Origin of the sequence: Methanopyrus kandleri AV19, from assembly GCF_000007185.1 — an archaeon.
In the GTDB taxonomy this organism is placed as follows: Archaea; JAADCQ01; Methanopyri; order Methanopyrales; family Methanopyraceae; genus Methanopyrus; species Methanopyrus kandleri.
Map to the genome: position 1 here is coordinate 1,020,403 of NC_003551.1, position 22,015 is coordinate 1,042,417.

Annotated in this window: 22 protein-coding genes and 1 tRNA gene; 14 read left to right on the forward strand and 9 right to left on the reverse strand. The window is 62.0% G+C overall.

Going from position 1 to position 22,015, the window contains the following annotated elements; all coding sequences use genetic code 11:
* The first annotated feature begins 34 nt into the window (after positions 1 to 34).
* Positions 35 to 112: transfer RNA gene (locus MK_RS05575), tRNA-Thr, on the forward strand.
* Between the two features lie 208 nt (positions 113 to 320).
* On the forward strand, positions 321 to 854 hold the full coding sequence (locus MK_RS05580) for a site-2 protease family protein (protein WP_011019421.1): 534 nt from the start codon (positions 321 to 323) through the stop codon (positions 852 to 854).
* A 165-nt stretch (positions 855 to 1,019) separates the two neighbouring features.
* On the opposite strand, the gene MK_RS05585 is transcribed toward MK_RS05580, so the two are convergent.
* Positions 1,020 to 1,880, reverse strand: coding sequence for a tRNA 2-thiocytidine biosynthesis TtcA family protein (locus MK_RS05585; protein WP_148679686.1), 861 nt, complete (start codon positions 1,878 to 1,880; stop codon positions 1,020 to 1,022).
* 447 nt (positions 1,881 to 2,327) lie between these two features.
* Here MK_RS05585 and MK_RS05590 point away from each other — a divergent pair, with 447 nt between their 5' ends.
* Positions 2,328 to 3,407: a histone deacetylase family protein gene (locus MK_RS05590; protein WP_148679687.1), complete on the forward strand. Its 1,080-nt coding sequence runs from the start codon at positions 2,328 to 2,330 to the stop codon at positions 3,405 to 3,407.
* A 547-nt stretch (positions 3,408 to 3,954) separates the two neighbouring features.
* Here MK_RS05590 and MK_RS05595 read toward each other — a convergent pair.
* The gene (locus tag MK_RS05595; protein ID WP_011019424.1) at positions 3,955 to 6,105 is read right to left on the reverse strand and encodes a hydrophobe/amphiphile efflux-3 (HAE3) family transporter; all 2,151 of its coding nucleotides are present in this window, start codon (positions 6,103 to 6,105) and stop codon (positions 3,955 to 3,957) included.
* 278 nt (positions 6,106 to 6,383) lie between these two features.
* On the opposite strand from MK_RS05595, the gene MK_RS05600 reads away from it, so the two are divergent.
* A complete protein-coding gene (locus MK_RS05600) occupies positions 6,384 to 7,085 on the forward strand; it encodes a hypothetical protein (RefSeq protein WP_011019425.1) in 702 nt (233 codons plus the stop codon).
* A 3-nt stretch (positions 7,086 to 7,088) separates the two neighbouring features.
* Entirely contained in the window at positions 7,089 to 8,057 is a 969-nt protein-coding gene (locus tag MK_RS05605; protein WP_011019426.1) for a radical SAM protein, read from the forward strand.
* Here MK_RS05605 and MK_RS05610 read toward each other — a convergent pair.
* Entirely contained in the window at positions 8,048 to 8,449 is a 402-nt protein-coding gene (locus tag MK_RS05610; protein WP_011019427.1) for a hypothetical protein, read from the reverse strand. The two genes, MK_RS05605 and MK_RS05610, sit on opposite strands and share 10 nt — an antisense overlap.
* A gap of 63 nt (positions 8,450 to 8,512) precedes the next feature.
* Here MK_RS05610 and MK_RS05615 point away from each other — a divergent pair, with 63 nt between their 5' ends.
* The 8 genes from MK_RS05615 to MK_RS05650 all read left to right on the forward strand — a co-directional run bounded on the left by MK_RS05615 (position 8,513) and on the right by MK_RS05650 (position 14,775).
* On the forward strand, positions 8,513 to 9,085 hold the full coding sequence (locus MK_RS05615; protein WP_011019428.1) for an adenylate kinase family protein: 573 nt from the start codon (positions 8,513 to 8,515) through the stop codon (positions 9,083 to 9,085).
* A gap of 12 nt (positions 9,086 to 9,097) precedes the next feature.
* Complete coding sequence (locus MK_RS05620) at positions 9,098 to 10,042, forward strand: acyltransferase (RefSeq protein ID WP_011019429.1); 945 nt, start codon at positions 9,098 to 9,100, stop codon at positions 10,040 to 10,042.
* Positions 10,043 to 10,116: 74 nt separating this feature from the next.
* Positions 10,117 to 10,725 (forward strand): pyridoxal 5'-phosphate synthase glutaminase subunit PdxT, encoded by a 609-nt coding sequence (gene pdxT / locus MK_RS05625; protein WP_011019430.1) that lies wholly within the window; start codon positions 10,117 to 10,119, stop codon positions 10,723 to 10,725.
* 12 nt (positions 10,726 to 10,737) lie between these two features.
* Entirely contained in the window at positions 10,738 to 11,679 is a 942-nt protein-coding gene (locus MK_RS05630; protein ID WP_011019431.1) for a class II glutamine amidotransferase, read from the forward strand.
* The gene (locus tag MK_RS05635; RefSeq protein WP_011019432.1) at positions 11,676 to 12,368 is read left to right on the forward strand and encodes a GXGXG domain-containing protein; all 693 of its coding nucleotides are present in this window, start codon (positions 11,676 to 11,678) and stop codon (positions 12,366 to 12,368) included. The genes MK_RS05630 and MK_RS05635 overlap by 4 nt, the downstream gene beginning before the upstream one ends.
* A gap of 6 nt (positions 12,369 to 12,374) precedes the next feature.
* Positions 12,375 to 13,064: a 7-cyano-7-deazaguanine synthase gene (locus tag MK_RS05640; protein ID WP_011019433.1), complete on the forward strand. Its 690-nt coding sequence runs from the start codon at positions 12,375 to 12,377 to the stop codon at positions 13,062 to 13,064.
* A gap of 136 nt (positions 13,065 to 13,200) precedes the next feature.
* A complete protein-coding gene (locus tag MK_RS05645) occupies positions 13,201 to 13,518 on the forward strand; it encodes a hypothetical protein (RefSeq protein ID WP_148679688.1) in 318 nt (105 codons plus the stop codon).
* 45 nt (positions 13,519 to 13,563) lie between these two features.
* Positions 13,564 to 14,775 (forward strand): class I SAM-dependent rRNA methyltransferase, encoded by a 1,212-nt coding sequence (locus MK_RS05650; protein WP_011019435.1) that lies wholly within the window; start codon positions 13,564 to 13,566, stop codon positions 14,773 to 14,775.
* Here MK_RS05650 and MK_RS05655 read toward each other — a convergent pair.
* The 6 genes from MK_RS05655 to MK_RS05680 are packed head-to-tail and all read right to left on the reverse strand — an operon-like array spanning position 14,772 to position 20,488.
* Entirely contained in the window at positions 14,772 to 16,190 is a 1,419-nt protein-coding gene (locus MK_RS05655; RefSeq protein ID WP_148679689.1) for a glycosyltransferase family 87 protein, read from the reverse strand. The genes MK_RS05650 and MK_RS05655 overlap by 4 nt on opposite strands.
* Positions 16,191 to 16,206: 16 nt before the next feature.
* Positions 16,207 to 17,160, reverse strand: coding sequence for a malate dehydrogenase (locus tag MK_RS05660; protein ID WP_011019437.1), 954 nt, complete (start codon positions 17,158 to 17,160; stop codon positions 16,207 to 16,209).
* An 8-nt stretch (positions 17,161 to 17,168) separates the two neighbouring features.
* Positions 17,169 to 18,107, reverse strand: coding sequence for an ornithine carbamoyltransferase (argF, locus tag MK_RS05665; RefSeq protein WP_011019438.1), 939 nt, complete (start codon positions 18,105 to 18,107; stop codon positions 17,169 to 17,171).
* A complete protein-coding gene (purD, locus tag MK_RS05670) occupies positions 18,107 to 19,453 on the reverse strand; it encodes a phosphoribosylamine--glycine ligase (protein ID WP_193333233.1) in 1,347 nt (448 codons plus the stop codon). The genes argF and purD overlap by 1 nt, the downstream gene beginning before the upstream one ends.
* On the reverse strand, positions 19,431 to 19,976 hold the full coding sequence (pyrE, locus tag MK_RS05675) for an orotate phosphoribosyltransferase (RefSeq protein WP_226988622.1): 546 nt from the start codon (positions 19,974 to 19,976) through the stop codon (positions 19,431 to 19,433). Before pyrE ends, purD begins: the two co-directional genes overlap by 23 nt.
* Positions 19,976 to 20,488, reverse strand: coding sequence for a CDP-2,3-bis-(O-geranylgeranyl)-sn-glycerol synthase (locus MK_RS05680; protein ID WP_148679690.1), 513 nt, complete (start codon positions 20,486 to 20,488; stop codon positions 19,976 to 19,978). Before MK_RS05680 ends, pyrE begins: the two co-directional genes overlap by 1 nt.
* Before the next feature lie 27 nt (positions 20,489 to 20,515).
* Between MK_RS05680 and tes the strand changes: the two genes are divergently transcribed.
* Positions 20,516 to 22,015: a tetraether lipid synthase Tes gene (gene tes, locus MK_RS05685; protein WP_011019442.1), complete on the forward strand. Its 1,500-nt coding sequence runs from the start codon at positions 20,516 to 20,518 to the stop codon at positions 22,013 to 22,015.

Consider the following 22,015-nt stretch of genomic DNA (forward strand, 5'->3'; position numbering starts at 1 on the left):
ATGGAACTGGTGAAATCCGGCGTTTGTGGGGATCGCCGCGGTAGCTCAGCCTGGTTAGAGCGCCGCCTTGGTAAGGCGGTGGTCCCGGGTTCAAATCCCGGCCGCGGCTCCAGTTCGATTCGTTATGGATTTTATAACGTTCATCGGGGCGGTGGAGCGCGGCTCCGGTTAAGGTTGTGTGGGCTTCCGCGCGCTCCCCCGAGACGATGGTGCCTACCCCACCCGACCAGGAATATCCTCGACAGCACCCGATGCGCCCGCTGTCTATATCGTGATTTCGACGATGACCGAAGATCGGACTCCATCGGGGGTCAGGGGAGTTGCCTAAGATCCCCGTCGGCTTAGGGTACAAGCTGGCGTACAAGGGCGCCAAATTGGGGCTTTGGAAGTGGGGAACCACGGCGAAGACGGGGTTCTTCTCACTGATACTCCACTCCCTGATCTTCGGCCCCCTGGGTGTGGCGATCGTCATCGCCACGCTCTTCCACGAGTTAGGTCACTACCTGGCGTGCAAACTGCTCGACGTTCCCGCGTCCCCGCCGGTGTTCCTCCCCCTCGGAGGCGCGTTCGTTCAGCACGGGTGGACGGATCCGGATAAAGAGGTGTTCATCGCGGCGGCGGGACCCTTCGGTGGGGCTCTAGCAGGAATCCCGCTCCTGGTAATCTATCCGAAAGCGGCCGTGTGGAACGGGCTGATACAGCTGTTTAACCTGCTTCCCATACCGCCTCTGGACGGGAGTAAGGTACTGCGTGGGCTCTGGATGCCCAGTCCGACCGCGTGGATCGGCGTGGCGACGGCGGTACTCGCCGCAGCCCTCTCGCTGGTCGGTATCCTCATGGGTTTGCACGCGTAGCGTTAATCCACCTGGACTAACCGACCCATTCGAGGATACGTCCCGGTACGGTTCGGATCTTCACCGTTCCCTCGATCGCACGTCGACCCGACATCCAGCCCGGAGGGACCCCCTCACGTTCGTCACGGTGCCGTCCAGAACCCCGCTCGGTATCTCCACGAGGTGTTACGAGGAGGGCATTTCGAGCCGCCCACGTCCACAGAGGACGTCCGCGAGCGCCATCCTGGCCAGACCACGGGCCAGGTTCTCGACGGCCAGCTCGTCACGCACCCTGGCTATCTCCCGTAACCGTTCTACCAGCTCCGAGGCCGTACGCCTGGGTGAGTCCGAGTTCCGGTACCGCTTCGCGTAAGGGCATTCGGGTTCCACCTTCGGGAGACCCAGTCGGGACGTCACCTCGTGATACACGCGGGCTGTGCGAAGCTCGCTCACCACGTACAGCGGTCGTAGTAGTAGCGCGTCGTCCTCCTCCAGTAGATCCGCCGGCGGGAAGGTACCGGCGTCCCGCCTTCGGTTCACGCTCATCAGGAGGGTCTCGATCGCGTCCTCGGCAGTATGACCGTAGACCACCACGTCATGTCGCTCCGCGAGGATTCTACGCCTGATCGCCGAGCAGATCTTGCACGGGGGCTTGTTCAGCTCCTCCGATGGCTCGGCCACGTCTTCCTCGGCGCGGACCAGCTCGAACTCGTATCCCAGGGCCTTCGCCATTCGATCGAGCTCCTTCCGGTAAGGCCGCCAGACTTCCACTCCGCGGACTCTCACGTCCACCGTGACGAGCTTGGGGTTCACGTCCCACTCCCGGAGGAACGGCTCGAGCGCCAGAGCACAGGTAAAGCTATCCTTCCCGCCGCTGAATCCTATCGCCAAGTCACCTTTCGGCTCGTCGAACGCCTTTTGAACGATCTTCAGCAGACCCGCCACGTTCCGGTAGATCCTCATGTAATCCTCACCGTAAACCGAGTCGGGAGCGAGAGGGCGCGCATCCCACGATATCGTCAGCCCTTCCAGCTCGGTCACCTCCATCGCCTCGCTTCCCCCTCTCGAACCGCACGACCGCCGGCTCCGAAACCGCCCTCCATACGGTCGTGGGCTCACCTCGACGGGAACCTCGCCACCGTGCGAGCAATGGCCGTACCGCGGTAGAGCCGGACCATACACGTCGGCGCTCGAGAGGGGAGCCCGACCTGATCACACTACCACCGGTCGGAACGAATGGATCCGACGTCTACAGGGCCACCGGCGGGAAGAAAACGATGTGTCGACCGAGGGCCGTTGGTGGGAGTGCACCTCCTCCCGCGGCCGGGAGTCGGTACCGAGCGGGGCCTCCTCACCGAATCGGTCGCCACCACCCTCCCCATCATCGTGTTCCGCGGCGCTCGGCAGCGGTCTCCTCGATCATCCCTCCGGCCGGTCTCCCCCGCCCGCTCCTCACAGCTCCGAGATCATCCGAGCGTCGGGTGGTGATACACCTTGTGGGAGGCCGAGAGGACGCTGGCTTTAGTATACCATGAGGAGTACCTCCGACACGAACAGCACCCCACGCATCCGGAACGTCGTGAGCGTCTCTCCTACACGGTGGACAGGTTCGAAGAGGAGGGGTTGTTCGAGATCGAGGGGATCGATCTAGTTGAGCCCGACCCCGTCGACCGCGAGGTGATCGAACTCGTACATGATCCCGAACACGTGGAGCTGATCCGGCGGATGAGCGAGTCGGGCGGTGGTATGATCGACCTGGACACCGCCGTCGCTCCGGAGACCTACGATCAGGCCCTGCTAGCGGCCGGAGGCTCCGTTCTCGCCGTCGAGCTGGTCGTGCGGGGAGAGTACGACACGGCTTTCGCGATGGTTCGACCGCCGGGCCACCATGCCGGTCGCGCCAAGGCTGCCGGCTTCTGCTACTTCAATAACGCGGCGATCGCCGCCGAGTATGCGATCCGCGAGCTGGGCGTGGATTCCGTCGCCATCCTGGACTGGGACGCCCACCACGGTGACGGGACTCAGGAGATCTTCTACGACCGTGACGACGTGCTCTACGTCTCGATACACCAGGACGGGCGCACCCTGTATCCCGGCACGGGCTTCCCGTACGAGGCGGGTGAGGGGCCAGGTGAAGGGTACACCGTGAACATCCCCGTGCTCCCGCGTTCCGGTGATCGGACGTACCGTGAAGCCTTCCAGCGGATCGTGGAGCCTGTGGTGCGGGAATTCGACCCCGATCTGATCCTGATCTCCGCGGGTCAGGACTGCCACTTCACGGACCCAATCACGGATCTCGCGGTCACGGCTGAGGGATACCGGTGGATGATGCAACGGGCGACCGAGCTCGCGGAGGACCTGGGAGCTTCGGGACCCGTCGCCGTGCTGGAGGGGGGTTATTCCGTCGAGGACGGGCTCCCGTACACCAACCTGGGCGTCGTATGTGGTATGGCGGGGGTTCCGGCCGATCTGCGGGAGCCCATGGATCCACAGGAGGAGAATCCGCGGGGGCCGGAGGGGGTTCGAAAGGTGGCCCGTGAGCACTCCCGGTACTGGACCTCTGTGAAGGCGTGAGACCTTCGGGTGACGTCGAGGGCTTATACCTGGCGGTATGACGTATCGAGCGGGGCTCAGCTGCAACCGGTAATGTCCGGCAGTTCGTGATCTCACGCGGTAACTCGCGCCGGTGTCGACACTTACTCCGACGCTTCTTCGCCACGTTATCACCCCCTCCGGGCGATGAGGATCGGTAGATAGGGTGATCGGGTGATCGGGACCGCCGTTGCCGAGCCGGGTCCTGGAAGTTAAGGTCGGAGGGCGCGTAGGTCCCTTGACTCTCTTCCTCGAAAATCTGAACGGACTGGATCGATCGGAGCGGAGGTTCGAATCGCCCTTTCGGACGATGACACCGGTGAGACGCAGCACGTCAACGGCTACTTCCGGACGTTATCCGTCCGGTCTGAGCTCGAGACCGTCCCTGCCGATCGGGACGCCCGTCGGTGGCTACCGCGGTTGACAGGGCTAGAGGCACATGCGGCTCACGGTTCGGGGGCGGGGGTATCGCTGGAGGGGGCGTGGGACCGACGTATCGGTGAGTGGGTGCCTGGGAGTCGATGGGGCTTCATCGCCCACGACTGAACACGCGGCTGATCACCACGTACAGCGCCGGGAAGCCCACGAGCACCAGCGTCAGCGTCGAAAGCACTCCTATCCCCTGGTAGAGTCCCATGTTCCTCATGATACCCGTGTGAGACAGCAGCAACGAGAGGAAACCGATCGCCGAGGTCAGCCCGCTGAACAGTACGCCGGGTCCCGCTCGCTCCATCGTATGGGTCCAAGCCTCCTTGACGCCGTGCTCCTTCCGCTCTTCCCGGTAACGTGAGGCCAGGAACACGCAGTAGTCCATTCCGATACCGAGCAGTATACATATCGTGGTTTGCATGGCCAGGAACGACGGCACTATCCGCAGCACGCCGCCCAGGAGTCCAATAGCCCATAGGATGCCCGAGCCGATGGCGACGAGCCCGAAGACCGGCGGTATCGGGTTTCGAAAGGCGATCGTCGGTATCGCCAACACGCCGATCGCCGACGCGATGGTGGACCGGCGCATGTCCTCGTTCACCTGCTCGTGCATCTCCGCGAACGCCACCGGGAGACCCGTGACCCCCACCTTCACGCCCGTGGGTGGGTGTTCGTGCCGGACCATGTCCAGGATCTTCCGACCTTGCACCTTCGGGTCCCCTGGTTTCAGTTGTACCTGGATCACGGCGACCTTCCCGTCCCCCGAGATGACTCCTTTCTCCATGTCCTCGACCTTCGGCTCGAGGGCCGAGCGGATCGGCGCCGGCAGACGTTCTACGGTCTTCTCCATCCCGATCACGTCGGGGGCTCCGAACACGCGGGCGGCCACGCCGGTGCGCTTCGCGTCTCGCTTCAACTTCTCCATGAAGCGGACTACCTTCGGATCTCGGACGTCCCGCGCCTCCACGACGATCGTGGCGAAGTGATGGCTCACGTCCATGTGCTTCTCGAGTACGTCCCGGGCCTTCAGGGACGGTAGGTTGTGCCCCAGGAACTTCTCGATGTTGACCTCTGGCTTCACGCCGGCCGCTCCGTACCCGAGTAGACCCGTGATGGCGAGCAGCGCGACGATCGCCGGGACCGGGTGCCTCACGGGTATCGAGAGTACCTTCCAGCTTTCCTCCTTCTTCTCGGAACTCTTCCGCCCGATCGGTATCGACTGAAGCAGGCTCGGCAGGACGAGCAGCGTCAGCGCGACGGCCGTGAGGATGCCCGCCACGATACCGAGTCCGATCTCCGAGACCATCCTGAACTCCGACAGGGCCAGGGCGGCGAAACCCGCGGACGCCGTGAGACCGGTGATCAGCACGGCTCGACCCGCACGTCGGACCGCCGTGAGGATGGCCTCGCCCTTAGCGCGTCCCTTGATGTCGTACTCCTCCTGGAAGCGTGTCAGCGTGAAGATCACGTAATCTATACCGACACCGAGCATGAGCACTACGGTCAGGAGGACCGTCGCGTAGAACGGGGCGAACCCCAGCCAGTACATGATCCCCAAGACCCATGCCACGGCGGACAGGATGATCGTGAGTCCGAGGACCGGGGCCCACCATCGCCGGAAGTCGACGTACAGAACCGCTGCGACGGCGGCTGATACGAGGGCGGTCACTGTGACCAGATCCTTGAGGAAGCCCCGATAGAAGTCGTAGTTGATGGCCGGGGAGCCCGTGACGTCGGCGAACTTGACGGACTTCGGTTTGTCCCGCTCGAGCGATCGCCGAACGTCCGGCACGACCTTACGGTAATCCGCGTCCGACTTCAGTCCCACTCTGATGATCGCGACCTTGTGGTCCTTACTGACGAACATCTCCTTCGACCGTTCCATCTCCGACATCAGAGGTCGAAGACCTGGCATAGTGACGGCGGCCGGGAAGTTCGCCGGGCTCTCCCTGAGAACGTCTGGAGCTCCCCGAACATTCTCGACGTAAGGCTTGGAGCGCAACCTGTCCTCGATACGGCGCATGTAATCGAGGACCGGTTTCCGGGTGACGTCGTCCGCCTCGATGACGATCAGTAGGGTCTTCGTCGAAGTGCCCAGCTCACGCTCCACGACGTGCTGCCATTTCATGGACTCGAACCGATCCGGTAAGTACTTCGTTTGATCTACCTCCACATTCAGGTGGAGCGCTCCGTACGCCATGACCGCCGTCAGAGCCAGGAAGGACAGTATTATCGCCGTCCTGAACCTCAACTCGACGGCCCTCGGGCCGGAAGACTAGACCGTGCTTTCATCCCTTCACCCCGTCACCTCGGATGCATTCAGGTTAGTTACGGGACTCGTGACGATTCGGCCGGGGCCGTTGGACACATCGTGACGAAAGCACCTGCCCGACTCTGCGGCGCTCCGTTCCGAATCTCCAAGGGGTATCGGGTGCCTCCCCTTTACGCAGTACTCGGACCGTGGGTAATGTACGCGTTCCCGCAGCCCTCAAGATGGTCCCCTGTTCCGCCCTCGCCGGGGAGGATCGGTTGTCCCTCGTGGCGGCTAGAAATCCACCTGACCCGCGGAAATTGGGTTCCTTCAAGGTGCGCCGGTGCGCGGCCTGCGGGCGGCTGATGCGGATAGAGCTGTCGGAGTGCAACTGCGTCCGCTGCAACGACCTCCGCGGTGAGCCCCTGGAGGAGGGCCCTTACATCGAGAACTCGGGCCCGTACTGCGATCGGTGCCGGGGCGGGGTCGAGCCCACGAGCCGACTGCCGGAGGTGGCCGTCGCGGTGTGTTTCCTCACGGACCGCAGGAACCACGACGTCCTGTACCGGGCTGCGGGTGCGCTGGCCGAGGTGGTCCCGCGACTCCGGGAAGAACGTCGGTTCGTGGCGGTGGGGACCCCGGTCGACGATCTGTACTTCAACCTCCGCTGCGGGATGGAGGCCGGGATCGACTTCGGAATCCGCGCGCAGATGTCCTCGATCTTCACGCACATGGGGCCCGAGTACCTCGTGATCGCCCACAATCCCGTGCGTAAGCTGCGGGGCCGACCCCGAGAGCGCTTCAGGTACACACTCGAGAGTAACATCGAGGAGCTACGCCGCGTGATCGTCCTCGAAGACGTCGTCCGTAACACCGACTTCAAGTCCGTGTACCGGGACTTGGGTCGGGAGTACCCGGACGTGTTCGTTTTCGCGAGCTCCGGGGAGGTGGAAAAGCTCGTGGATGCACTCCGGAAGTAGGGGATGATCCCAACGCTTACCGGTCGTACGGACGACCCGGACCGGTTGATGCGCGGTCTGGAGGAACTGGGTTGGACCGTCCGCGAGAAAGGTGACCGACTCGTCGCGATCTCACCCGGGGGTCAGCAGGTGGAGGCGAATCGGGAGACCGGCGAACTCAGGATCACGGGACGGGGAGAGGGAACGGCGGCTAGGACCCTGGTCAAGCTGGCGGTCAAGCTCGGAGCCGAGGTTGAGCTCGAGGGGCTGTCCTCCGAAGACCGGCGCCCCCTAGTGTACGGCCCGGTACCCTCGCGCAGGCTCGGCACTTCCCTGGGTATCGACCTCCCGCGCGGGATGTGCACGCACGACTGTGAGTACTGCAGTGTGGGGGTCTCGAGGCGCGTTTCACCGCACGAGCGGTTCACGGTAGACCCGGTCGCGGTTAGGGAGGAGCTGTCCGAGACGCTACGGCGTTGCGACCCGGATGCCGTCACCTTCGCGGGAGTGGGCGAGCCGACGCTCTGTGCGAACCTCAGGGAGATCGCCGAGGAGATACGCCCGCTCGTGGAAGGTGTCGGGGCGGAGGTAGTGCTCCTGACCAACTCGACGTGGGTTTCGGAGTGCGCGGACGTGGTGGACGTGGCCGTGGCCAGTCTCGACTGCGCCCGTGAGGACCTGTACCGGACGATCAACCGGCCGCATCCGGACATGTCGCTGGAACACCTGGTGGAGGAGCTGAGCCAGTGCGATCCCGGCGACGTGGTGGTCGAGGTGTTACTATGCCGGGTGGGGAAGATAACAAACGCCGATCCGGACCACCTGAGGGAGCTGGCGGATCTACTCGGCTCTATCGGTCTCGAGAGGGTACAGCTCAATACCGTGGCGAGACCTCCGGCGCGAGGTCGGGCGGAGCCGGTCGGTCGTGACGAGTTGCTCGTGGCCCGTCGTACCTTAGAGTCGTGCGGACTCGAGGTCTCGGTCTACAGGTAGCTCAGGGCGTACCACACGGCGGTCGTCGTAGGTACCGACGTGGTCAGTGAGGATACGAGCATCGCTTTGGCCATGCTCTCGGATCGTCCGGGCACGTAGGAGAGTAGCAGCGTCACCGGTGGGGTTAGGATGAGCGCGGGCCCGGTCCATGCGGCGAGTTCCGGGCGCCCGAGTAGGACGGATCCCACGGAGAGCGTGTACGCGGCGGCCACTCCGGCGCACGGTGAGGCGAGTCCCAGGTAAAGGCCCGCTCGCCTGACGACCGCGCGCGCCTCGCCCTCGGAGGCGACTCGGGATCGGAGGATGACTCTCAGTCCGGGAAGGCCGATGAGCGCCAACGCCGGCACTAGTATCGGTCCCCACTTGAGTACGCGTTCGGCTAACATCTGCATTCGGGGGAATCCCCCGTCATTTAACCCCCGAGACTGACCGGTTCGCCGGGGAGGTGATACGGGTTGAAGATCGCGATCACGGGCACGCCGGGTGTCGGGAAGACGACGGTGTGTGAGGCACTCCGTGATCTCGGGTTCGACGTGGTGCACTTGAATAAGGTCGCGCGGGAGATGGACGCGATCCTCGAGGAGGACGAGCAACGTCAGGCTAAGGTGGTGGATCTTCACGCGCTCAGGCGGTACGTGGAGGAGTGGGAACCTGAGTCCGATCCGGCGTTCGTGGAGTCTCATTACGCCCACTTGATGCCGACGGACCTCGTGATAGTCCTCCGACTTCATCCCTCGGAGCTGGAGCGACGACTGAAGGAAAAGGGTTACCCGCCCGAGAAGATCGCGGAGAACCTGGAGGCGGAGTTCGTCGGTGTCTGTTACGGGGAAGCCGTGGAAGTACGGTCCGAAGGATGCTTCATCCGACCGCCGGAGGACGTGATCCAGGTGAACGTCACGGGCTTGAGCCGCGCCGAGGCGGCCGATCGGGTCCTCGAGGCCGTGAACCACCGTCGGGGTGACGACGTGGACTGGCTCTCCGACGAGGAGGCGCAACGGACAGTCGAGCGTTACCTGAAGTACCGATGAGGGGGTCGAAGCGTGCGCCGGCGGGAGGTACTGCGTCCGCTGAGGGAGGACGACAAGTACCGCCACCCGGCGGTGTTGGACGAGGGGGTCAAGATAATAGGGGATAACCTGGCTGATGTAACAGCCGAGATCGGCGCCTACGCTGAGATCGGCCCGTCGGTGGTAATTCGAAGGAAAGCCGCGATCTACGGGTTTTGCCGGGTGTTCGACTCGGATGTGGGTGAGCGGGCGAGCATATCTCCGTTCTCCATCGTGCGCGCGGACGTGGGTAACGACGCGTTCATAGGCGACGGATCCATGATAGGTGCGATCGGTGAAGATCGGGCCAAGTTGGGTTACGACTGTTTCATCGGCATGAGATGTGTGGTGTACGGTGGTGTGAAGGTAGGTGATGGGGCGATCGTAGGGGCGGGTTCGGTCGTCGAGGAGGACGTAGAACCTTACACGGTCGTGATGGGGCGGCCGGCCGAGTACGTGGGTGACACCGTCAGGATAAGCGCCAACACGTTCGTGGGCGGCGAAGAGGCGTCGGCGCAGGCTCGGATGGTCACGCGTGGCTACGACACAGGGTGGGAGACGTTGGGATGCACGGAGAGTCGCGGTGTGAACCTGACGGTGGTTACTTTCGACCGTGAGGTATGGGAGAGGCTGATGGGTCTGCTCGGTAGGTTCCGCGGTGAGGTGGACCACGGGACGTTCCGGTTTGAAGGTGTAGAGTTCTTCGGGATCGCGGCGTCGTCCGAACGGCCACCCCGTCGGGTGGTGGACAAGATCCGTGAACTACTCCTGGAGCGGGCCGAGCGGCTGGTAGCGTGCATTTTGGACTGTCCGAAAGGATACGGCCGGGACGTGGTAGTCCGAAGCGGTCGGATCAGCGACGAGCGGGTGACCGGTCCGTTACGCGCCCGCGGCTCGAGGTACTATCGGCGCACCGAGGAGGGCTTGCATACTGTTTGAAGCGTTAACGGCTGGTCGCCACGGCCGGTGCGTATTATATCCTTCCGACTGTCGGGTGCTGGGGGCCGTCCGGCTTGAAGGTCGCTGTCGTCGCCGTGCAGGGAGCCGTCGAGGAACACGAATCGATCCTGGAAGCGGCCGGTGAGCGGATCGGCGAAGACGTCGAGGTGGTATGGGCAAGGTACCCGGAAGATCTCGAGGACGTGGACGCCGTCGTGATTCCGGGAGGAGAGAGCACCACGATCGGACGTCTGATGGAGCGGCACGACCTGGTTAAGCCGCTGCTGGAGCTGGCGGAGTCGGATACTCCCATCCTTGGAACCTGCGCGGGGATGGTCATCCTCGCGCGTGAGGTCGTTCCGCAGGCTCATCCAGGGACGGAGGTGGAGATCGAGCAGCCTCTACTAGGTCTAATGGACGTGCGGGTAGTCCGGAACGCGTTCGGCCGGCAGCGTGAATCATTCGAAGTAGATATCGAGATCGAGGGGCTCGAGGACCGGTTCCGGGCAGTCTTCATCCGAGCTCCGGCCGTGGACGAGGTCCTGTCCGACGATGTGAAGGTGCTCGCGGAGTACGGCGATTACATTGTGGCCGTGGAGCAGGATCACCTGCTCGCCACGGCTTTCCACCCGGAGCTCACCGACGATCCGCGTCTTCACGCTTACTTCCTGGAGAAGGTGTGAGGGGAACTGACCTTGGCGTGCGGCATCGCCGGTATCGTGCTGCCCGAGCCGGGGCCTGTCGGTGCTATCCTGACGGAGATGCTGGATGCGCTGCAGCACCGGGGTCCCGACTCGGCCGGTTACGGTCTGTACCGGGACGTCGACACGGCGGTTTTCGTCCTAGAGCTGCCGGCCGAGGACGGGGAAATGGAGCTGCTGAGTGAGGTCGAGCGTGCGCTGGAAGGGCGCCAACTGAAACGGGTGGAGCGGATCGCCGAAGACGCGGGCACGCGGGTGTACCGGCTGTTCGTGGAGGGGTTCTCGACGGGACGACAGGGCCAGCGAGAGCTGGCGGAAGTCGTGGAGAAGATCGAGAACTCGGACATCACCGTATTGAGCGCGGGTCACGGCTTCGAGATCCTGAAGGACGTGGGCACGGCGGCCGAAGTCTCGGAGCAGTACGGTGTCGAGGCGATCGAAGGCACTCACGGGATCGGACACGTGAGGTTCTCGACGGAATCGGAGGTCGATAGGTATCACGCGCATCCGTTTCAAAGTTACATGATACCTAACATGGCAGTGGTTCACAATGGTCAAATTACCAACTACTACACGATCAGAGAGCGACTCGAAATTAAAGGATATCAGTTCAAGACCAACAACGATTCGGAGTGTATAGTAGTGTATGTAGCGGACAAGTTGCGGGACGGATACTCGCTGGAGGAGGCGATGGAGGAGGCCATCCGCGACCTCGACGGACCGTTCTGCTTTATTATCAGCACTCCGGACGCGATCGCGGTCGCGAGGGACCCGCTGGGGCTTCGTCCCGGTGTGATCGGGTTCGGTAAGGACGGGGCTGTCGCCGTCGCCTCGGAGGAGGTCGCGCTGCGTCGGATCTTCGGCGACGAGCTCGAAGGTATCGAACAGATCGAACCGGGCGAGTACGAGGTGTTCGAGGTGGGTGGCCGGGGTTGAAGGAGAGGGTTATCGACTGTCGTGACAAGGAACCTCGGGACATCAACAGCGCGCTGAAGACCTACGCCCGGGAGTACGACCGGATCGTGCTCGAGAACCCCGGTGCCAAGCACTACATCGCGGCCGGGCTGACCGAGGAGGTTGAGGTGATCATCAAAGGGAGCGTCGGCTACTACGTTGGTACGATGATCCACGGGCCGCGGATCCTCGTTAAGGGGAACGCGGGCTGGTACCCGGGCGATAACGTCACGAAGGGAGAGATCGTGATCGAGGGTCACGCGGGTGACGGAGTCGGTCAGGGAATGTACGGTGGTACCATCGTCGTCCGTGGCGACGCGGGTTCACGGGTCGGTCAGATCATGAAGAACGGGACGGTGATCGTGGGCGGCGACGTGGAGATCATGACGGGCATGTACATGATGGGCGGAACGATCATCGTACTGGGCGACGCCGGCACGTACACGGGCGAGAGCATGCTCCGCGGCGAGATCTACGTGTTGGGCGAGGTCGAGGATCTGGGTAAGAACGCCGAAGCCGTCGATCCCAACGGTGAGGATATCGAGCGCGTCTGGGAACTCGTCCGCGCGTACGACTTCGACGTAACCCGTGACGACTTAAAAGCGTTGACGAAGATCGTACCCAGGTCGAAGCGCCCGTTCTACGGCTCCGAAGAGATGGAGGAGGGGTAAGAACCCGTGGCCACGACCGTCGTGTTGTGTAGCGGCGGGCTGGACTCCTCGGTTATCGCCAAGTGGGCGGTGGAGGAGCTCGGAGGGCGCGTGATATGTCTTTTCGTCGATTATGGGCAGCGGAACGCACCCTTCGAGCGGAGGGCTGCGGAACGTATAGCCGAAGCGGTGGGGGCCGAGTTCGAAACTGTCGGCACGTTCTGGCTGAGGCGCCTCTGCCCGGATAACCCCATGTTCGCCGGTAGACTGCCGCGTGAGGCCGGGACCGAGGATCTCTCGGCGAACTGGCTTCCGGCGAGGAACTGGAACCTCCTGGGGGTCGCGGCGGCGCTCTGTGACCATCTGTACCTCGAGGGGGAAGACGACGAGTTCCACATCGTTTGGGGTATCAACGCCGAGGAAGCCGAACGGTTTCCGGACAACACCAAGGAGTTCGCCGACGCCGTAGCTGAGGCGCTGAAGCGGGGACTGCCCTCGCGGCCGCGGCTCCACAGTCCGTTGGCCGAGTTGTACAAGCCGGGCATAGTGCGCCTGGGCTCGGAGCTCGGTGCCCCGATGGAGCTCTCCGTAAGTTGCTACAACCCGATCTGGGAGGACGACACGCCGGTGCACTGCGGAGAGTGTGAGGCGTGTTACCACCGTAAGCGGGCCTTCGAGCGGGCGGGGATCGAAGATCCCACAGAGTATCTGGAGTGACCTCGCCGCCCTCGGGACCACCGCCCTAATCGCGGCGAGTCCCATCGGCCACTGGCCCGCGATCGCCTACGGGCTCGCCCACGGCCTTCCCGCCCCCCTGGTTATCGTGGTAGTGGGCCTAGCAGGGTACCTACCGGTGGAACTGTGCCGGTTCGTGCGCAACCCCGACCCGAACACGTCCGGTAAGCGCGCCGAGCAGCTAGTACGACGATACGGTCCGTACTTGGGCGTGCTGACGGTTATGGTGCTCTTCGGATCCTACATCACCCTCGCCACGATGGCGGTCGCGGGACTCGGTGGTGATCGGCGAGCCCACCTCTCGGCCTTGGCAGGTTCCATGCTGCTCGCCCTGCTGGGGTACGGTGCGACCCACACGACGTTAAGGGCGCTGCAGCCGTGGTTAATGGGTCAGGAGTGGGGGGAAGAACTGCTCCGACGGTTCGGTATACGCTGAGGTGCTACGAAGGGGGGAGTAACCGTCAGACGAGACGTCCCCTCCATGGTGGTCGATAAGCACGCTCGGGACGCAATTCGGTCGGGAGCCCTCTCGGTTTTCGCACCGGCCGTTCGGAGGGTCAGGGGACGGTTCCGACCCGGTGATGTGGTGAAGATCGAAACCGCGACCGGCGACTTCCTGGGCTACGCCTTCGCCCAGACTTCGGACCGCGACGTGCGTAGTGGCCGGGCTCCGGGCATCGTGGCCAGGATCTTCGATCGGAAGGGAGAGTACCCGGAGCGCTCACCGGACGAGATCGTGTTGGAGCGTATCGAGAGGAGATACCGGTTCAGAAAGCGGTGGAAGGTCGACGCGCACAGGGACCACATGAGGGTGGTGTTCTCGGAAGCCGACGATGTTCCCGGCCTCATCCTGGACAAGTTCAACGACATCGCCGTGTTTCAGACCACGTGCCCGGCCATAGAGAGGATCATCTTGAGGAACGCGGCTGAACTACTCGAGATATTGGATGTGGACACGCTTTACGAGAAGAACGATTCAAGGAAGCGGCGACAGTTGGGGATGGAGGTACGGAAGAGGGTGGTGGCTGGAGAGGAGCGAGTCGAGACCGTCGTAGAGGAGTACGGGGTGCGCTTCGCGGTCAACGTCGAGGAAGGTCAGAAGACGGGGTTCTACATCGACCAGGTGGAGAACCGCGCGAAGGTGCAGGAGCTGGTGGATGGAGGTAGGGTCCTTGACGTCTTCACGTACGTAGGTGGGTTCGCGATCCACGCGGCGGTAGGCGGCGCCGAGGAGGTGGTAGGTATCGACAAGTTCGACCGGGTAGTCCAGGCCGCGTACCGTAACGCCGACCTCAACGACGTCCGAGACCGTGTGAAGTTCCTCGTAGGGGACGCGTTCGCCCTGCTCGAGAAGTTCGAACGGCGGGGAGAGGAGTTCGACGTCGTGGTCCTGGATCCACCGGCGTTCGTCACGTCCAAAGAGCATCTGAACAGGGGACGTAGGGCGTACTTCGACGTGAACTACAAGGCCCTGGGGCTGGTCCGGGACGGCGGCCTCTTCGTGACCTGCTCGTGCAGCCACTTCTTGGAGCCCTCCGACTTCGTGAGACTGGTTAACGAGGCGGCAGCCCGGCGGAGCGTGAGGCTCAGGATGCTCGGTCCGCTGCGGGGCCAACCCCCGTGCCATCCGATAGTACCTGGGAACCCAGACACCAGATACCTCAAGGCGATGTTCTGTGCGGTGGAGCACTAGCCGATCGGTAGTGCGATGTAGAGTGCGAAGATGTAGGCGGGCAGAGTGAATGCGAGGAGCATCGGGTGGATAGCCCAATCGTGAGGACGCTCATCGGCTGGTTTCGGATCCCTTATCCACTTCAATAGATCTAGCAGTGTTTTCGTAACTACGATTGTGTATACGACGACGAGTACTAGTTCTGTCTGATGCATATGGTAGTACCACAATCGCATGAAATTAGGTGCGGCCAAGTACAGCTGATGGGCCTTCTCTACAGCTAATGGTGTGGAAAAGCCCAGTAGTTGAAGTGCTGGATACCACCGTACATCTTCCGGTACGAATACAGGAGCGTTACATACAGCGGCAGGAAGTCTGCTGAGTGCGAGGAGAAACGGGGCAGTGTTGAGGAACCCGACACACCATGATGGCAGCAACCAGACGGCGAATGGGAATACCCATAGGTAGATCCAGGCGATATAGTAGGGGTTTCCTACTTTGGTAGTTAGGGCAAACCATAACATGAACAGAGCTGCGGAGCCCCAAATAGTGTGTTTCAAGCCAGATGTTCTAATGGATTCTTGTAGGATTTCACGACGTTTCCAAAGCCACAAAGCTAGAGTTACAAATCCGAGAATTATAAGTGGTCCCGATAGCTTCCCTATAATGAAGTGATAGGGGTAAACGTGCCATCTAGTTAGGAGTAATGGGATGTTTAGAGGGGTAAGATCTTGAGGGAGTCTAAGCATATGAAATAGGAATGCTTGTTTCCAAAAGGCTTCTGGATCGTACAGTATAAAGGGTGACCAGAGTAAAGCTACTGTGATTGCAGAGGTTAAGAAAAATATCTTTGCTGGGCGTGAACCGTACTTTTCTTTGAGGATAAGAGTGAACGGAATTACGAGTATTCCGGGCACATACTTGAAACTAGAAGCTAAAGCTAAGGAGACTCCAGCGGCGATGGGTCGACCACGGCGTACGCATACAGCAGTGAGTGCTAGGAAGAACGCGATAATAGTATCGAACTGATAACCCCACACAACCATACCCATAGGTACTGATATGACTCCCCACTGAGCGATCGGCCACTCGAACTCCCGAATTATTACTAGGCATGTAAGCAGGTAGAATGCGACTAAAAATATCTTAAGAGAAAATTGGAACGTCCATGGGTTGGAGTCTAAACCTAGGTTGTGGATGAGGTCGCGCGTGGTTATGTAAAAGACTACGGCCATCGGTGGGTAGTGTACTTTTTCGCACTCTGGGTAGACGTGTAGTAGGCCTTTAGACATCGCGACACGGTACCACTCCTCAAAGTAGTGGACGTCGTACCAGTTCATCATCACTGGGGAGGTTGTCAGGAGGAAGACCGCTGCAAGGAGGGGGACCGCTACCGCCAGGTACCGCTCGTGCCGCTCGTTACGGACCCGAAACAACTTCCGCCCTCCTTTATCATCTTTCAGAAATCGCTTCCATCGCCTCTCTCGTAGCCTCCTTAACGACTTTAACCGACCGTCTGAACGCTCTCATCTCGTCTTCTTCGAGCTCTATCGGTACTATCTCTAGGACACCCTCCCGGCCCAGTCTGGCTGGGACCCCGATGCAGACGTCGCGGATACCGTCGATCTCCCCGTCCAGGTACGCGGAGACCGTCAGCACGCGGCGTTCGTCCTGCAGTATCGTCCGGACGAGGTTGGTGATCGCCTGCGCCGGTCCGAACTGTGATCCTCCCCAGGTCTCGATGATGCGCTGACCGGCTTCCTTCACTTCCCTCACGGCTTCTTCCACGTCGAAATCCTCCCACCCCGGCATCCTGGTGACCGGGATACCTCCGACGCTCGTGGAACTGATCACCGGTACCATGGTGTCGCCGTGCTCGCCGATTATGCGAGTGTGCACTTCACTCATGTGCACGTTGAAATGTTTGGCAATTAGAACTTTGAACCGCATAGAGTCAAGGTGAGTACCGAGGCCGATCACGCGATTCTTAGGTAACCCGGAGACCTTCAGAGCCACGTAAGTAAGCACGTCGACGGGGTTCGTAACCACGAGCACTATTGCCTCGGGGTTCTCCTCCGCAACACCTTCCAGGTACTTCTTGATGATCGCGGCGTTATCCTTGGTGAGGTCGAGACGGGTCTGGCCGGGCTTCCTCGGGATCCCCGCCGTCATCACGATGACGTCCGCATCGACGTAGTCGTCTCGCTCGCACCCGATCGTGATCTCGGCGTCTTTTTGTGCGGCCGCTAACGAGTCCAGGATATCACGGCGGAGCCCGCGCAGCTTATCCACGCTTTTAGGCCTGGCGATGAGGGTGACCTCGTTCACGCAGTCCAGTAACGCGAGGCGGGCGGCCGCGGTCGAACCGACACGTCCGGTCGCACCGATCACGGCCACTTTGGACACTGTTCAGGTCACCCCATGAGGAGAGCTAAGATGGCTTTCTGCACGTGCAAGCGGTTTTCAGCCTGGTCGTAGATCACGCTCCGCTCCGAGTCCGCCACGTCGTCCGTGAGCTCGTACCCACGTTGTATGGGCATGCAGTGCATGACGATCGCGTGCTCGGGAGCGTGTGACATTAATTCCTCGTTGACCTGATACGGCCGGAATACCCGCAATCGTTCCTCCCGTTCGGCTTCGTCGCCCATGCTCACCCACACGTCGGTGTACACGACGTCGGCTTCGCGTACGGCCTCCTTAGGATCTCGAACTACCCGGGTCTCCGACCCCGATTCCTCGGCGCGACGCTCTACCTCCCGCCAAACTCTGTCCGGGCACTCATACCCTTCGGGCACTGCGTGCACGAAATCCCAACCCAAAGTGGCACACACGAGGGCCAGGGACGAACAGACGTTGTTCCCGTCTCCGACGAAGGCGACCGTGTGGGGACCTCGACCGAGCTTCTCCCGGATCGTGAAGGCGTCCGTAAGAGCTTGACAGGGGTGTTCGAGGTCACTCAGGCCGTTGATGACGGGTACCTCCGAGTACCGGGCGAACTCCTCGATGTCTTCGTGGCGGCGCGCTCGGATCATGACTCCGTCCAGATACCTGCTCAGCACGGCCGCCGTGTCTTTGATCGCCTCACCTCGACCCAGCTGCAACTCCTGTTTTGTGTACGTGAAAGCCTGCCCGCCCAGCTGGTGCATGGCCACCTCGAAGGAGACGCGGGTGCGGGTGGAGGGTTTCTCGAAGATTAGGCCGAGTGTCTTGCCTTCCAGTATCGGTATTACCCTCTCGCCCGCGAGGTAGCGTTCCTTGAACCGTTCGGCCACGCGCAGGACCGTTTCGACATCTTCCCGATCTAAATCCGCGATGGAAAGGAGATGGTTGGTGCTGAGGCGCTTCAACCTCACTACTCCCCACGGATTCGCTTCATACGGCGCACCCGCTTCTCAACGGTCTCATGCTTTCCGATGTCTGACCGGTGCCGAATCCTTTCCCCGCTCACGCACTCACGGATCGCACTCTCCGCGGCTTCTTCCGCCTGCTCGAGCTCGTCGCCGATACCCACGATCGCCAGGGCGCGGGAGGAGGTCATCCGGATCTTTCCGTCCTCATCCAGGTTCACGGAAGCGTAGTACGGGACCGCGTCATACCTATGGATGCACTCCTCGTCCACCTCGATGACGTCTCCCTCTCCTTCCGACGACTCCGGGTACCCTTCGGGGACGACGTACTTGCACACGGTGGCCTTTTCGAGGAACTCGATCTCTCCCTCCATCGACCCCTCGGCGATCGACGCGTGAAGCGTTACGATGTCGCCTTCGGCGATCGGGAGGATGTTCATGGCTTCGGGGTCTCCGTACCGGCAGTTGAACTCGATGACGACGGGACCTTCCGCGGTCAGCATGAACTGCCCGTATAGAACCCCTCGGTACGGCTCACCGGTTTCCTTCTTGATCGCCTCGACAGTGCGTTCTAGGATCTCGACGGAACGTTCGTAATCCTCTTTAGTTATGAACGGTAACAGACCATCGGGACACGAGTACGAGCCCATTCCACCAGTGATGGGGCCCTTATCACCCTCGTACGCGTGTGGGTGATCCTGTACGGCTGGTGTGGGGATCACCTTTTCCCCGTCCGTGTAGGCCTGGATCGTGTACTCCTCACCCACGCACTTCTCCTCGATGATCACTTTGGGGATCCCGCCGATGTCCTCCTCGAAGATCTCCTTCACGTATTCCTTCGCTTCGTCGAGATTCTTCAGCTGGTCGCCGACCACCTTCACTCCCTTACCGCCGGTCAGACCCGCCGGCTTGACGGCTACGGGTTTACCGAGCTCGTCGATGAAGTCGCAAGCCTCGTCGGGATCCTCGAATATCCCGAACTCCGGGCGGCCCGGAATGTCGTACTTCTCCATCAGCTCGCGTGCGAAGCCCTTATCCCACTCGATCCGAGCCGGGCCCCGTTTCGGGCCGAACGTGGGGATGCCTTCCTCCTCCAGGCGGTCCGCCACTCCCTCGGCCAGCGGGTCTTCCGGCCCCACCACCGCGAAGTCCACGTTCCAGTCTGCGGCGGCTCGAGCCACCGCTTCCACGTCGGTCGGGTCTCCTACGACGTAGTCCTCGGCCAGTCGGATGATACCCGGGTTCCGGTTCCCCATGAACGCGTAAAGCTCTACGTCCTCGTCCGGAGCTCCGCAAAGCGCCTCTGCGATCGCGTGTTCTCGGGCGCCGCTACCCACGAGCAGTACTTTCAGCATCCCGCAGCCCCCGCAGGTCGTCGGCCGTCAGCACGCTCGAGAGCCTCACACCCCGCTCTTTAAGCGCTTCTTCCGCCCCCTCCTGTCGATCGACCACGACGACGGCGTCCCGCACCTCTCCGCCCTCCTCTTCGATGGCTTCTAAGGCCTCCAAGAGTGACCCTCCGGTCGTCGCGACGTCGTCGACGAGTACGACCTTCCGGCCCCTCACGTCCCCTACGATCCGCTCCCCGGTTCCGTACTCCTTCTTCCGCTTCCGAACTATCGCCATGGGTAATCCGGCCTTCACCGAGAGCACCGAGACTAGCGGAACCGCTCCGAGCTCCGGTCCAGCGAGTACATCTCCATCCGGTAGGACCTCGAGGAGGGCGTCCGTGAGCGCGTCAAGAACCTTCGGGTGCGTGCAGGCCTCCTTGATATCTACGTAATAGTCACTTCGCTTACCCGAGGAGAGCACGAAATCCCCGAACTTCAGTGCCCCTACCTCCAACAACATCTCGGCGAGTCTCTCCCGATTCATCACCATGGCACCTCCTTCAGCTTCAGGAGGTATCCGATGACGTTGGTCAGCCAGTGGAGCGCCAGGGTCAGGATGGCCAGACCGACTAGCACCCAACCCGGTGGGTGCCACCCGTACACCAGATAGTAGAGCAGCACCGCCCCAACGAAGAAGTCCAGCTGATCGAGCACCGGAGCGGGTGCTCCGCGTTCGAGCCCGATCCTGCGCTTCACGAAGCTGCCTACCGCGTCGCCGGCCATCGCACCGAGCCCTAGAATAAACCCATCACCGGCTTTCCAGGGGTCCCCAACCACGAGCCCCTCTCCGAGTCCCACCACGGCTCCCGCCAAGACGCCCACGATAAAGCCACGGATCGTTACACCATCACCCAGCAGTCGGCGCCCGTCAGAAAGCTTTTTACCGAAATCGAGCGGTCTCCCGCCGCCGAAAAGGCACGCGCTCAAGTTCGCGATGTACGCCGGTAGGATGAACCAGAGACCCTTTCCGAGTTCCAACCATGCCCCGCTTCCCATTTCAACCATCCCCTCGGGGGTCCGGTAGTGAGCGACACCCTGTACGAGACCGAGAGCCTCTGCCCCGAATGTCTCCGAGTGGTACCGGCGAGGCTCGTTCGGACCGCCGAAGGTTCCGTGGAGATAGTTAAGAAGTGCCCGGAACACGGTGAGTTCCGCGAAGTCGTATGGTCCGATGTCGAGTTCTTCGAACGCGCCTTCGAGTACGAGTTCAAGGGTCCCGGCGTGGAGAACCCACAAACGGACAGCGAGAACGGCTGCCCACTCGACTGCGGTCTCTGCCCGTGCCACGAGAGTACTACCGCTCTCGGGATCATCGACGTCACGAACCGGTGTAACATGAACTGTCCCGTATGTTTCGCCAACGCAGAGGCTAAGGGTTACGTGTACGAGCCGTCCCTCGAGCAGATCGAGGAGATGCTTGACTTATTACGCTCGGAGCGCCCCGTGCCGGCTCCCGCGGTGCAGTTCGCGGGCGGCGAGCCGTTAGTCCGTGAGGACATCGTCGAGATCGTCGCCGCCGCGGACGAGCGCGGCTTCCACGTACAGATCGCGACGAACGGTGTGGAGTTCGCCCGGAATCCGGAGCTGGCGGAGGATCTCCACGCCGCCGGACTGAACGTCGTGTACCTGCAGTTCGACGGGCTGAACCCCGAGATCTACGAGGAGATACGGGGCTCCAGGAAGGTCCTCGAGTTGAAGAAGGAGGCGATCAAGGTCCTCGAGCGCGAGGGGATCTCCACGGTCCTCGTACCCACGCTGGCCCGCGGGGTCAACGACGATCAGATTCGGCCCATGCTGGACTTCGCCCGCGAGTTCGAGGTCATCCGCGGGATCAACGTGCAGCCGATCTCGTTCACGGGTCGAACGCCGCGCGAGGAGCGGGAGCGCATGCGCATCACCATACCGGACTTCGTCAAGCTCGTCGAGGAGCAGACGGACGGCCGTATCCCCGCCGAGAGCTTCTACCCGGTCCCGATCGCGGCGAAGATAGCCCGGCTGATTGGACAACTCCACGGGAAGCGGAAGCCGGAGTTCTCCGCGCACCCGATCTGCGGGGTCGCCACCTATCTACTCGACGAAGGGGACTGGTACCGCCCCATCACCGACTACGTCGATCCGGACGCGTTCATCGACGCGCTGGAAGAGGTCGCGGAGAAGGCGGGATCGTTGGATCGAAAGCGGGATCGAGCGAAGGCCGCTTGGATCGTGACCAAGTACCTACGGCGCGTCTTCAAGGGCCTCACTGGCAAACGCAAGCTGGCCCGACTGGTCCTCGACGTCGTGACTAAGGGAACCTACGACGCCCTCGCGGACTTCCACTGGAACGCGCTGCTACTGGGCTGTATGCACTTCATGGACCCGTACAACTTCCAGACGGACCGTGTGCGACGGTGCGTGATCCACTACGCGACACCGGACGGACGGATCGTACCGTTCTGCCCCTATAACTCCATACACCGTGAAGAGATCGAGCGGAAGTTCGGCGTGCCGCTCGAGGAGTGGAAGGAACGCCGGAACGGGTGA